This is a genomic window from Thauera phenylacetica B4P (assembly GCF_000310225.1).
GTDB classification, from domain to species: domain Bacteria; phylum Pseudomonadota; class Gammaproteobacteria; order Burkholderiales; family Rhodocyclaceae; genus Thauera; species Thauera phenylacetica.
Window position 1 is genome coordinate 1 of the sequence record NZ_AMXF01000124.1, and the last position, 12,024, is coordinate 12,024.

12 protein-coding genes are annotated in these 12,024 nt (G+C 62.6%); 4 read left to right on the forward strand and 8 right to left on the reverse strand.

Annotated features, from left to right (window positions below; all coding sequences use genetic code 11):
- Positions 1-28: 28 nt before the first annotated feature.
- Positions 29-685 (forward strand): DsbA family protein, encoded by a 657-nt coding sequence (locus C667_RS14620; RefSeq protein ID WP_002940125.1) that lies wholly within the window; start codon positions 29-31, stop codon positions 683-685.
- Positions 682-1,020 carry a YnfA family protein gene (locus C667_RS14625; protein WP_002940142.1) on the forward strand — a complete coding sequence of 113 codons (339 nt, stop codon included), beginning with the start codon at positions 682-684 and terminating at the stop codon, positions 1,018-1,020. Before C667_RS14620 ends, C667_RS14625 begins: the two co-directional genes overlap by 4 nt.
- 48 nt (positions 1,021-1,068) lie before the next feature.
- Here the strand turns inward: C667_RS14625 and C667_RS14630 are convergent, their stop codons facing one another.
- The 8 genes from C667_RS14630 to C667_RS14665 all read right to left on the reverse strand — a co-directional run bounded on the left by C667_RS14630 (position 1,069) and on the right by C667_RS14665 (position 9,729).
- Positions 1,069-1,566 (reverse strand): hypothetical protein, encoded by a 498-nt coding sequence (locus C667_RS14630; protein WP_002940144.1) that lies wholly within the window; start codon positions 1,564-1,566, stop codon positions 1,069-1,071.
- Between the two features lie 122 nt (positions 1,567-1,688).
- The gene (locus C667_RS14635) at positions 1,689-2,090 is read right to left on the reverse strand and encodes an ArsR/SmtB family transcription factor (RefSeq protein ID WP_004367291.1); all 402 of its coding nucleotides are present in this window, start codon (positions 2,088-2,090) and stop codon (positions 1,689-1,691) included.
- A 164-nt stretch (positions 2,091-2,254) separates the two neighbouring features.
- Positions 2,255-2,641, reverse strand: a complete 387-nt coding sequence (locus tag C667_RS14640) for a hypothetical protein (protein WP_037983370.1) — start codon at positions 2,639-2,641, stop codon at positions 2,255-2,257.
- A 41-nt stretch (positions 2,642-2,682) separates the two neighbouring features.
- Positions 2,683-5,802, reverse strand: coding sequence for an efflux RND transporter permease subunit (locus C667_RS14645; RefSeq protein WP_004248730.1), 3,120 nt, complete (start codon positions 5,800-5,802; stop codon positions 2,683-2,685).
- A gap of 15 nt (positions 5,803-5,817) precedes the next feature.
- Positions 5,818-6,930, reverse strand: a complete 1,113-nt coding sequence (locus C667_RS14650) for an efflux RND transporter periplasmic adaptor subunit (protein WP_002924861.1) — start codon at positions 6,928-6,930, stop codon at positions 5,818-5,820.
- Entirely contained in the window at positions 6,927-7,490 is a 564-nt protein-coding gene (locus C667_RS14655; protein WP_002924863.1) for a hypothetical protein, read from the reverse strand. The genes C667_RS14650 and C667_RS14655 overlap by 4 nt, the downstream gene beginning before the upstream one ends.
- A gap of 17 nt (positions 7,491-7,507) precedes the next feature.
- A complete protein-coding gene (locus C667_RS14660) occupies positions 7,508-8,776 on the reverse strand; it encodes a TolC family protein (protein ID WP_039921668.1) in 1,269 nt (422 codons plus the stop codon).
- A 614-nt stretch (positions 8,777-9,390) separates the two neighbouring features.
- The gene (locus C667_RS14665; protein WP_039921670.1) at positions 9,391-9,729 is read right to left on the reverse strand and encodes a DUF4148 domain-containing protein; all 339 of its coding nucleotides are present in this window, start codon (positions 9,727-9,729) and stop codon (positions 9,391-9,393) included.
- Positions 9,730-9,898: 169 nt separating this feature from the next.
- Between C667_RS14665 and C667_RS14670 the strand changes: the two genes are divergently transcribed.
- The gene (locus C667_RS14670; RefSeq protein ID WP_004367300.1) at positions 9,899-10,585 is read left to right on the forward strand and encodes a heavy metal response regulator transcription factor; all 687 of its coding nucleotides are present in this window, start codon (positions 9,899-9,901) and stop codon (positions 10,583-10,585) included.
- Between the two features lie 2 nt (positions 10,586-10,587).
- On the forward strand, positions 10,588-11,925 hold the full coding sequence (locus tag C667_RS14675) for a heavy metal sensor histidine kinase (protein ID WP_004299256.1): 1,338 nt from the start codon (positions 10,588-10,590) through the stop codon (positions 11,923-11,925).
- The last annotated feature ends 99 nt before the right edge of the window (positions 11,926-12,024 follow it).

A 12,024-nucleotide genomic window follows, 5' to 3' on the forward strand; every position in this document is an offset into this window, starting at 1 on the left:
TGACGATTTATCTGATAAGGACCCGTAAATGAACACACGAAAACTCCTGGCACTCGCCGTGTTGCTGATCCTCGGCCTGGCCTTTTACTTCGGCATGGATGCCTATCGCGACCGCACACAGGCCGAGCAGGACACGCGCGTCGCTGTGGAAGGAAGCCGCCTCGTGCGGATGCATACCCCGATCATCGGGCCGCAGAACGCGCCGGTCACCATCGTCGAGTTCTTCGATCCCGCCTGCGAGACCTGCCGCGCCTTCTATCCGATCGTCAAGCAGATCATGGCCCAGCATCCGGACAAGGTCCGGCTTGCGCTGCGCTATGCGCCCTTCCATCACGGCTCGGACCAGGTGGTGAAACTGATCGAGGCTGCGCGCAAGCAGGGACTCTACACCCCGGTGCTCGAGGCGCTGCTGGCCACGCAACCGGAGTGGGCCGACCACGCGGCGCCCAACATCGGCATCGCCTTCGAAGCAGCCGCCCGCGCCGGCCTGGACATGGGACGCGCCCGGCAGGACATGGAGACGCCCGAGATCCAGGCCGTGCTCGCGCAGGACATCGAGGATCTGACCGCGTTGCAGGTCAGCAAGACACCAACCTTCTTCGTCAATGGACGCAGCCTGCCGAGCTTCGGCCCCGAGCAGTTGGCACGCCTGGTAGCGGAGGAAGTGGGTAAAGTGCAGCCGTGATCGGTTTGTTCAAGCTCGCCGGCCTGTTCGCCTTGACGGCCGTGGCCGAGATCGTCGGCTGCTATCTGCCCTGGCTCGTGTTGAAGCAGGGCCGGAGTGCCTGGCTGCTCGTGCCCGCAGCGCTGTCGCTCGCCGCCTTCGCCTGGCTGCTGACACTGCATCCGACTGCAGCCGGGCGAACCTATGCCGGTTACGGCGGCATGTACATCGCGGTCGCGTTGGTGTGGCTTCGCGTCGTGGATGGCGTTGCGCTGACCCGCTGGGATGTCGCGGGCGCCGGCGTCGCGCTGGTCGGCATGGCCATCATTGCGCTGCAACCGGCCGCCTCTCCCTGAAAGTATCATTGTTGCTTCTCGGGGCGCTCTGGCGACCGCAAACACCGCTCACCTCATCCACATGTACTGCTGGTGTCGCATCATGTGGTCCATCATCATCTGCTGCATCGGCATGTATTGATCCATCATGTACTGGCGCTGCCTTTGTTGTTCGGGCGTAAGCGTCGAGTAGTAGCCGCCCATATGGCCCCATCCCATCATTGGGCCCATCGTCATTCCGGGCCCCATCCCCGGGCCGCCCATGCAGCAGCCCATGCCGCCGCCCGGCCCCCACATGCCGTGCATCAGCTGCATGTTGTTCTGCATCGTGGCCCAGTGCTCCTGGAGTAGTTTTTGCCGCGCTTCGGGATCCTGAGTCTGGTTGATCTTGTCCATCTGCTCTTGCATCTTCTTCATGTTCTCCTGCGCCTGCGCCATCCGCTTGTCGAACTCCTGCACGTTGGGCGGCTCGAGGTTCGCTTGGGCACCAGACGCCGGCTGGGCGAGAGCGGGCATGGACGAAAGTACAACGGCGGACAACGCGGCTGCCAGGATCGTGTTCTTCATCTCGATTCTCCTATGTCACAAGCGGAGGCCATGACGGTCTTGTTACGACGGACCGATGACCACTGGGGATTGCGCCCGGGGACGGGCAGCGGGGGGAAACGGCGCGCATCGGCGATTGATGTTCATCTGGCCCCCGTCGCTAAGTCAGAAGTCTGGATGCCCACCCGGCAACGGCCGTCTTCGCGCAAGCAGATGCGCTCGCGGAATCGTCCAAGATCACCCGAGAAGACATCATCCTCATCGGGTACCGAGCGAATCAGATCGGACAGGGGCCCCATCGTCGGCGAGCCGGTTACCAGCCGATGGTAGAGCCAGCGGCCATCCTTGATGGCGCTCAGCAGGCCAGCCTGACGCAGCGTTTTCAGGTGGCGAGAGAGCTTGTATTGCAGCTCTTGGAGGCTGTCCACCAATTCGCATAGACAGATCTCTTCGCCGGTGTCTACGAGCAGACGCATGATGCGAATGCGGGTGCGGTCGGCCAAGGCTTGGAAGACTTCTTCGGGTTTGACGGTGATGAGATGCATAGTTGCATCATAGTGCAAGCGTGCAGAACCGCTGAGCCGTCTGCGCCGCGAACAACATCTGCGGGGCAGGCCGCTGGTTAACTCACAACAGTGCTTTCAACTTGCTACCGCCGAGCGCCTGAGGTGACCGCCTGCGCGCCGTTGCCGCAGGCGGTCGGGCGGAGTCACTTCAGTGTGAAGCGTGCCGTGGTGGAAGGCTTGCCCGGAAGGGTGACAACCGCGACCAGCTTGGTGCCGGCGCCGACCTTGAAGCTACCCTTGGCTTCGAGTCGATCACCTGCAGGCTTGAGTTCGACATCTTGCTTGTTTGCGCCAGACAGCAGCGTGAGCTTGGCACTGCCGTTTGCCACATCAACAGGCTTGCCGTGATCGCGAAGATGCAACTGGATCACCTCGGGCTTGGCAACGAGTTCGAGATCGAGATCCTTGACCTCGACCACCACGCCTCCATGCATCGATTCATGCTCGTGAGCATGGTCATGCTCGTCGGCTGCAAAGGCGGGGCCCACAGACACGAGAGCAGCGAGGGCGACGACTTTTGAGAACTTCATGGTTTTTCCTTTCTGGTTTGCATGAGGCGGGTTAAGCAGCGTCAGAATGCTTCGGCGTTTCGATCGTCGAGCAGACTCTCTGCATCGCGGCGGCCGAAGAGCCAGAACATTGCAGGGGTAAGGAAGGTATCCAGCAGGGTCGAACTGATGAGGCCCGAGAAGATCACCACGGCCACCGGATGCAGAATCTCGGTACCCGGGCGCTCGGCCTCGAACAGCAGCGGTGCAAGCGCAAACGCGGTTACCAGTGCGGTCATCAGCACCGGCGACAGGCGCTCGATCGAGCCCCGCAGGATCATCGTGTGGTCGAAGCTCTCGCCCTCGATACGCATCAGGTTGAGGTAATGACTCACCTTGAGGATGCCGTTTCGCACCGAAATACCTGCAAGCGTGATGAAGCCGACGAGTGCCGCCACCGACAGCGGCTGACCGGAGATCCACAGTCCAATCACCGCCCCGACCAGTGCGAGCGGAATGTTCGCCATGATGAGCGCCGAGAGTCGAACCGACTTGTAGCGGCTGTAGAGCACGACGAACATCAGCACGAGTGAGACGATCGAAAGCAACCCGACCAAACGGGATGCCTCTTCCTGAGCTTGGAACTGCCCGCCGAGGGTGATGAAGTAGCCCTCGGGCAACTTAAGGTCGGCCACGACGGTGCGGATGTCCTCGACGACCTCCGATAGCGGACGCTGCTGCGCATTGGCCGAGAGCACGATGCGGCGCTTACCGTCGTCCCGGCTCACTTGGTTCGGACCGTCACCATCCTCGATCGACGCCAGCTTCGACAAGGGCACATGTCCGGTCGGCGTTTCGATCAGGATCTGAGCCAGCCCGTCGACCGAGCGCGCCGTTTCCGGTAGGCGAACGACCAATGCGAACCGTCGACCACCCTCGACGATCTGGGTGACCTTCTCGCCCTCGACGAGGTTTTGCAGCGCGGCCAGAATCTGCGGTGCCGGCACCCCGTAACGGGCAGCGGCCGCATAGTCGATCCGCACCTTGATCTGCGGCGCGAGCACTTGCTTCTCGATCTCCAGGTCAGCGAGCCCCGGAATGGCGGCAAGCCGCGTTCGCAATACGTCAGCCTGACCGCGCAGGGTGTCGAGATCCTCGCCGAAGATCTTGATCGCGATCTGCGAGCGCACGCCCGACAGCATGTGGTCGATGCGGTGTGAGATCGGTTGCCCGATCGCGATCGCAGCTGGCAGATTGACCAGTCGCGACCGGATGTCTGCGGTGATCTCACCCATTGAGCGGCTCAGCTCACCGGCGGGTTTCAGCCCCACATCGAGCTCGCTGACGTGGACACCTTCCGCATGCTCGTCAAGCTCGGCCCGCCCGCTTCGGCGCCCGACGTGCGTCACTTCGGGAACCTGTTTCACGAGCACTTCCGCTTGCTGCGCGAGCACGGTCGACTCCGCCAGGGTAACGCCCGGGTTGAGCCGCATGCCGATCAGCAAGGTGCCTTCGTTGAACGGCGGCAGAAAGGTCGTGGGGAAGAACGGTACCGCAGCGGCAGCAATTGCCACCGCAACCGCACCCGCGGTGACGGCCGCCCTGGGGTGCTCGAGCACCCCCTGCAACGCCCCGCGATAACGTGCCTTGAGCCAGGCGAGCAAGCGCGTGTCACCGTGATCGAGGGACTTCATCCGGGGAAGCAGGTAAAAGGACAGCACCGGCGTCACGGTCACCGAAACGACCAACGAGGCGAGCGTGGAGACGATGAACGCCACGCCGAGCGGCACGAACAGCCGCCCCTCCATGCCAGGCAGCGCGAACAGCGGCAAGAACACCAGCACGATGATGATCGTCGCGTAAAGGATGGCCGAGCGCACTTCCATCGTTGCGCGCGCCACGAGTTCGATCGGGTGAAGCCGATGGTCGTGATGCTTTGCGCGGTCCTCCTTCAATCGGCGCAGCACGTTCTCTACGCCCACAACCGCATCGTCGACCAAGCCGCCAATCGCAATCGCGAGACCACCAAGGGTCATCGTGTTGATCGACTGCCCGAAATACTTGAAGACCAACGCCGTCATGAAGATGGACACCGGAATCGCGGTGAGCGCGATGATCGTCGGGCGCAGGGTGCCGAGAAAAAAGAAGAGGATTGCCGCAACGAACACCGATGCGCCAATCAGCTTACCCTTGAGCGTGCTGATCGATGCCTCGATGAAAGTCGCCTGCCGGAAGGTCACCTCCGGCGCATCCATCCCGGCCGGGAGCGATATCTTCATCTCTTCGAGCGCGGTTTCGATCGAGCGAGTCAGGTGAATGGTGTCCGCCGTAGGCTGCTTCTGAATGCCGAGGATGACGGCCGGCTTGCCCTCGAAGCCCGCATCCCCCCGTTTGGGCGCCGCTGCGAAGGTCACGGATGCGATCTGACGCAGCAGGATCGGCTGGCCATCTCGCGCAGTGATCGCGAGGTTCTTCAGATCCTCCAGGCTCGAGGTCCGACCGAGATGGCGGATGAGATACTCGCGCCCGTTCAGTTCGAGAAAGCCCCCCGAGGTGTTCGACGAGAAGCCTCGAATCGCCCCTTCCAACTGCTCCAACGAAACACCGAGCTCAGCCATACGGCGGGTGTCGGGCTGAACCTGGAACTGCCGCACCTCTCCGCCAATCGGGATGACTTGCGCGATGCCGGGGATCGCCATCAGGCGCGGACGAAGAACCCAGTCCGCATACTCTCGGACCTGCATCGGCGAGATCTTCGCCGTGTCGATCGGGATCGCGATCTGCATGATCTCGCCCATGACCGAGCTGATCGGCCCCATGCGCGGAATCACGTCTTCAGGCAACCCTTCCTCCATGGCTGAGAGGCGTTCCGACACCATCTGCCGGGCGCGGAAAATCTCGGTACTCCAGTCGAAGGTCACGTAGATGAAGGACAGCCCCGAGCTCGAGGTAGAGCGCACTGACTCCACGCCGGGCAAACCATTCATGGTGGTCTCGAGCGGAAAGGTGATGAGTTGCTCGACCTCCTCCGCCGCCATGCCGCCGGCTTCGGTCATGATCGTGACCGTCGGCTTGTTGAGATCCGGAAATACGTCCACGGGTGTTCGCGAAAGCGTGAACGCACCGTAGGCCATCAGTACCAGGCTGGCGATAATCACCAGCAGCCGGTTACCAAGGCTGTTGTCGAGTAGCCACTTGAACATCGGATAGACTCCCGGTCAGCGGATCTGGTTGATCAGCGTGGCGGCACGGGAGGCGACCCGCTCGCCGGCTTCGAGGCCGGACGTCACCGCAATGTTCACGCCGTCCAGCGGCGCGATCGTGACGGTCCGGGACTCGAAACGTTCGGGCGCCGTCTTTACCCAGACGATGGTTTGGTTTGCCGAATTCTTCAGCACCGATGCTGCGGGAACGCTTACACCCTGCTGCGTGCTGCGCGACTGGACGAAGACCTCGACCGGCTGCCCCACGGCAAGAAAGGCCAGCGCTTCCCCTTCGGCTGCAAAGGTGAGCGGCAAGGCCTGCTCGCGCAGGCTGCGGGCGGCGCCGATGAAGGTGAGCGGGATCCGCTGGTCGCCGACCGCAAGACTTGCAGAGGCGACATCCGCCGCTATTTCTGGATCATAGGAGAGCGCCTCGACACGCAGCCGCTTCGGGTCGACGATCTCGAACACGAGCTCGCGCGCATCGACCACTTGGCCTGACACGGCGTTAGTCGATGCGATCACACCGCTGACGGGTGCGGTCAGGACATCACGGGCATTGAGGCCACCACCGATCGCTTTCGATCTGGCCCTCAGGCTGGCAAGCTCGCTTTCGGCCGCCTCGATCTCCTTGCGCGGTACCGTGTCGGCGAGTTCCTTCAGACGCGCAAGGCGCTTTTCCACAAGGGCCCTGGCCGCGTGCAGCTCGGCCAATTGCGCCATCTGGTTAGACCGCTCGATCTGGTCCGTCGAAGGACTAACGTAAGCCAGCACGTCCCCCTTCTTCACGGCCTGACCGACGCTTGGCAACCCCTGCGGGCCCGCCTCCAGGCGCCCAGCCACCATGGCCTGCACCTTTCCGCCGGCATTCGGGTCCATGACCACCTTGCCGGCCAGCGCGGTGGTACGCGGCAATTCGCCGGCTTCCGTAACCAACGTGCGAACACCGATCTGGCGTTGTGCCGGCTTTGGCAGAAAGACACTGCCATCGGCTTGCCGTTGTGGCCCATTGCCTCCTGCCACAACTGGACCTTCATCGCCATGATCATGGCCTTCGCCAGCAAAGGCATTCCACGAGGCACTGGCCGATACCAGCGCCAGCGCAGCAAACAGTACGCTCAGCTTCACGCGGCACCTCCAGTCGAGCGATTACGCGAATTCCCCTTGCGAAGCACAACCCAGCCGATGAGGCCTAGCACAAGCCCCCCCGCGCCTGCCCCAATTGCGTAGGGTTTCATGTCCAATTCGGCAACCTCTTCGTGCGCCTCGGCGGCGGTCTCATGCAAGTCGAGCTCACCAGCGAGCAAATCGGCGTCCTGACCGGCAATCACCGTTGCCGTGACAGAGACGACACCCGGCTTGAGCGTCTCCTCGAGCGTGGCCTCGAACTCACCGTCGGCATGGGGCGTGAGCGCAACGGCCTTCCCATCGAGTTCCAGATCGACCTTTGCGTCCTTGACCGGACTGTTGTCAGCGAAGTGGTCAAGATAGACGGTGACGTTCTTGCCATTCACTACGCCGACCAGCTCGAAGAGTTCCGAGACGGCGGTAAATCGCGGCAATGCCGGGCCCGCTGTGGTCGCGGGCGCTTCTCCATGGTCGTGTCCGTCACCGGCCAGCGTTTGCGGGGCAAGCCCGGCAAGCACGGCAGCGAGGCTCCATGCCGCGAGGGTATGAGTGGATTTCATTTTGGGGATCCTGTTATTCATTCGGGAAGCAGGCCCAACGCTTGGCGCTGGGCCGAGATGGCGGCTGCCAGATCAATACGCGCGCGCGCGCGCTCGCGTTCGGCCTCGGCCGCCTCGAATTCGATGCGCAGACGGGTCGGCAGATCGGCCTCACCGAGGCGGAACGCCTTCTCGAAGAAGCCGCGTGACGCCTGTGCGAGGTCGGAGCGCCGTTCAGCAGCGGCGACCTGCTGCCGTCTCAATTCGACGCGCTGGTGCGCCATCTCTGTTTCGGCCAGCAGACGTTCGAGTTCGATCTGGAGTTGCGCCTCGGCCTCGATGGCCTCTGCATTGGCGCTTGCAACGCGGGACCGGCTGCGCGAACCGGAACCAAGCGGAATGCGCAAGCCCAGCGTGACTGTCTGTTCCCAGGATTCACCCGATGCGCCGCGTTCGCGGGTGGTCGTGACACTCAACTCCGGATTCGCGCGGCCCTGAACGCTGGCAAGGGTCATCGTGCGCCGCGCAACGTCGACCCGATCACGCAGCTCGGCCACTGCAGGGTGCGCCGTCTCAAGAATCTGTGTCGGTGTCGCAGCGGACGGGACGGGCTCCGGCGCAGACACCCCGCCGGATGAGCGTTCTGGCCCGATTCCAGTGAGCGTGCGCAACTGCTGTGCAGCATCTGCAAGGGCGCTTTCTGCCTCGGCGACGGCGGCTTCAGCTGTAGCTTGCACACCGTCGGCCTGATGCTGATCTGCGCGCGCCAGATCACCCGCCTTGATGCGCTTGGCCACGTCGGCGGCCAGTTCGCGGGCGTTCTCGAGACCCGCCCTCGCCAGCGTCACATCTACGCGCGCGCGTTGCCAATCCCAATATGCTGTGCGTACCGCTGCAGCGGTGCGCAACTGCGCGCCGCGAGCCCGGCTCGCCGTGGCAGCTATTTCGGCAGTGGCGAGGGCTGCAGTGCTCGAACGTTCGCCCGACAGCCAGATCGGAACCGCGATGCCGACCTCGTACTCACGGCTCCCGCGATTGCTGTCCAACTGATCGGTTTTTCCGGCTACCTCTAGGGCGGGCGGTTCGACAAACCAACTGTCGGCACTGTCGCGGCGCGCTTGCGCCGCTTCCTGTTGAGTCGTGAGCGACAGCGCTTCAGGCTGGCGTGCCCATGCTGCCTCGAAAGCGTGCTTGAGGGATAGGGCGGTACTTGGAGCCGGGGGGGCGGGCTGCTGCGCCCAGGCACCATTGACGGCAAGGCCGAGCATTAGCCCAGGCAGCCATTTGAGACGAAGTTGCTGAAACATCCAATTCTCCGTTGATGTAAAGACACGGGGAATCGGCAGAGGGCGATCGGACCGATCGCAATGGACGCGTGACGCTACCGCTCAAAGCGGTAGGAACATCAAGAGGGAATGAAGGCGACCGCCCTGCCGATCAGGCTGGGCGGGCCCATTTAGGGCGTTCGGGCTCTGCGGGATGCTCCGCAAGTGAGCACCCAGGTGTGACGCCGATGGGGAGGGATGCCTGATGCTGTGTGAATAGCGCGCTGGACTCACTCGTTACTGCTGAAGAGCCCACCACCTGGCACGATGCGCAGTCTGTGTGTGCGCCCTTCGTCAAGCCCCCTTTTTCCTTGCCTTTTGCATCTTCGGTGTGACGATGCGCGTGATGACCAAAATGATTGGCTGCGGCACCGGATTCGTGCGCGCAGTAATCGCCCACCGCCGCCCAACTCAGTTGGGCAGGCAGCAGGATCAAGAGGAAAATCGCAAGCCAACGACGCATGGCGCGGATTCTATCAATAAGGATTTGCTATCGTCGACAGCGACGGTACCAATGGGCAGACCAAACGGCGCTTTACGAGAACCTGCTGGGCGAAACGCCTGGACGGCCCGACGTCTCGCGCCGATAGGTGGCTTCAGGAGCCACTGTACAGTTCATTCATGTACGCGCGCTCTGTCGGGGTCATGTCGACCAGCTCCTCGAGGACTTCTGCACGGGTCTTGCCGGGTCCGGAAGCACGCGAGGGCACCGCGAGGCCACGCTGCAGGTAGAAATAGCTGCCATCGGCCTTTGCCTGTTCGAGCTCGCGCAACACCTCGGCGCGGGTTTTCGTGCTCGTGGAGTGATCCGGATGGAACGTGAATCCCTGATCGCCGGGAGCGGGATGCCACAGCGAGCTGGCTTGCGCAGCCGCAGGAACGACAAGGACGGCAGCAAGAAGCGAAAAAAGGGCAGTGGTGCGGGTTTTCGACATGACGAGACTCCTTCGTTCAACGTGAGAGGTGGCGTTCGGCATAAGCCGCTTGGCATCGCCTTGCACCGAACACGTCGCGGACTTTAAGGGTCCATCCTCGTCGAATCGCGAACTGCCAGATTACGATTTCGTAATGTGATGGTTTCGGCATCTCCGCGATAATCGCTGCATGAAGATTCTGGTTGTGGAAGACGAACCCAAGCTCGCCGAATACCTACGCAGGGCGCTCACCGAAAGCAATTACATCGTGGATGTCGCGCACAGCGGCACGGATGGCCGCTATCTCGCGACCGAAGGGCATTACGACCTCGTCCTCCTAGACGTCATGCTTCCGGGGCTGGATGGCTATGCCGTCTTGCAAGAACTGCGTCGGGGCAAACACGTACCCGTCCTGATGCTGACCGCGCGGGACGAGGTCGAGGATCGGGTCAGAGGCCTGCAGGCGGGTGCCGACGATTACCTGGTGAAGCCGTTTGCTCTGTCCGAGTTGCTCGCTCGCGTGCAGGCCTTGTTGCGGCGCGGTGCCTTGCGCTCGGATAGCCAGGATTCAACGGTGCTCCGTTTGGCGGACCTCGAACTCGACCTGGTTCGGCGCAAGGCGACACGATCCGGGCAGCGCCTCGACCTGACCGCCAAGGAGTTCACGTTGCTGACGTTGCTGCTGCGCCGGCAAGGGCAGGTCCTTTCCCGTACCGCGCTTGCAGCGCAGGTGTGGGACATGAATTTCGACAGCAATACGAACGTGGTCGAAGTTGCGGTGCGCCGGTTGCGCGGCAAGATCGACGACGCTTTCGAGAAGAAGTTGTTGCATACCGTGCGCGGCATGGGATACGTCCTTGAGGACCGGAAGCCCTGAGAATGCGCAATCCGCGTTCGCTTAGCCGCTGGTTATCGTGGTGGCTCGCCGTGCTGGCCTCGCTGGGGCTCGGCTTGGTCTGCTCGATCGTTTACGTGGGCGCGAGTCTAAATCTCTCCAACAAGCAGACGGACGAACTGCGGCACAAGCGGGACATAGTGCGCCATCTCGTCGGCGAGATTGCAACGCGGGACGCGTTGCCGAGCCTGCGTCACAAGCTCGACGACTTCTTTGTGGGCCATGCCAACCTCGAGTTACGGCTGATCCAGGGATCTGACGCTCTTCTGTACGCAACTCCGGCGCGTTCAAGCCCCGGCGCAATCCTGCGGCGGGATGAGTTCGAAATCTCCGTGCCATGGTCGCCCACAACCATGCTGCGCGCCGAATTGATGCTCGACAGCAGCGCCGACGCGCTGCTTTTGGAGCAGTTGGCCTGGACGCTACTCGCGAGCGCCCTTGGTGGAGCGGCGGCCATCTCAGTGGGCGGCGCATGGCTCGTTCGTAGAGCGCTCTTGCCTGTTCGCGACCTGGCTCGACAAGCAGCGGCCCTAAGCCCGGAAAGCGTTGGACAGCCGCTTGACGGCTCCGCCCAGGCACAGGAGCTTCAGCCGTTGGTCACACAATTCAACGCGCTCCTGGTTCGATTGAACCGCGCATATCAACAACTGGAAGGGTTCAACGCCGATGTCGCTCACGAGCTGCGCACACCGCTGGCGACCTTGATTGGTGAGACCGAGCTAGCTCTGAGTCGTCAGCGCGATGTCGCCGAACTGCGCGATGTGCTCGGATCGAACCTCGAGGATCTTCAACTTTTAGCGGGGCTGGTCAATGACATGTTGTTCTTGTCCCGGGCCGATCGCGGGGAGCGCGCCCGTCGCCACCGTGTGGATAGCCTGGCCGAACTGGTGTCCGAGGTCATCGAATTCCACGAAGCGTCAATGCAGGAGGCCGGCGTGACTGCGCGCTTACGCGGTGACGGCATGGGCACAGTCGATGCTGGGTTGGTTAGGCGTGCGCTCTCGAACCTGCTCGCCAATGCGACCCGTTTTGCAGAGCGCGGATCGGTGATCGAGGTCGATATCAAGCAGGACGCAGATGGCCGCATTTGCCTGTCTGTCAGCAACACGGGCCCTGTCATCCCCCCGGAGCATTTGCCTCGTCTATTCGACCGCTTTTATCGGGTTGATGGGGCCCGCGAACATCGCGACCATAACCACGGGCTCGGCTTGGCGATCGTAGCTGCGATCGCGCGAATGCATGGCGGCGCCACCTTTGTGCGGTCAGCTGCCGGAACGACGAGCGTTGGCCTTACCATGACCGTTATGGATAGCTGTTCATAACGGCCAGTAGCGGCCCGTGGCCTATGTGCGTTGGGCTGCCTGCTTCACGCAGAGACCTGCCACAGGACCAGCTACGCCATGAGTGTCTCTTGTGGGTCG

Excerpts from the sequence above, each read along its gene's own strand:
- C667_RS14640 (WP_037983370.1), bottom strand. The coding sequence starts at position 2,641 with ATGAAGTTCTCAAAAGTCGTCGCCCTCGCTGCTCTCGTGTCTGTGGGC.
- C667_RS14630 (WP_002940144.1), bottom strand. The coding sequence starts at position 1,566 with ATGAAGAACACGATCCTGGCAGCCGCGTTGTCCGCCGTTGTACTTTCG.
- C667_RS14635 (WP_004367291.1), bottom strand. The coding sequence starts at position 2,090 with ATGCATCTCATCACCGTCAAACCCGAAGAAGTCTTCCAAGCCTTGGCC.
- C667_RS14665 (WP_039921670.1), bottom strand. The coding sequence starts at position 9,729 with ATGTCGAAAACCCGCACCACTGCCCTTTTTTCGCTTCTTGCTGCCGTC.
- C667_RS14645 (WP_004248730.1), bottom strand. The coding sequence starts at position 5,802 with ATGTTCAAGTGGCTACTCGACAACAGCCTTGGTAACCGGCTGCTGGTG.
- C667_RS14675 (WP_004299256.1), top strand. The coding sequence starts at position 10,588 with ATGCGCAATCCGCGTTCGCTTAGCCGCTGGTTATCGTGGTGGCTCGCC.
- C667_RS14660 (WP_039921668.1), bottom strand. The coding sequence starts at position 8,776 with ATGTTTCAGCAACTTCGTCTCAAATGGCTGCCTGGGCTAATGCTCGGC.
- C667_RS14670 (WP_004367300.1), top strand. The coding sequence starts at position 9,899 with ATGAAGATTCTGGTTGTGGAAGACGAACCCAAGCTCGCCGAATACCTA.
- C667_RS14620 (WP_002940125.1), top strand. The coding sequence starts at position 29 with ATGAACACACGAAAACTCCTGGCACTCGCCGTGTTGCTGATCCTCGGC.
- C667_RS14655 (WP_002924863.1), bottom strand. The coding sequence starts at position 7,490 with ATGAAATCCACTCATACCCTCGCGGCATGGAGCCTCGCTGCCGTGCTT.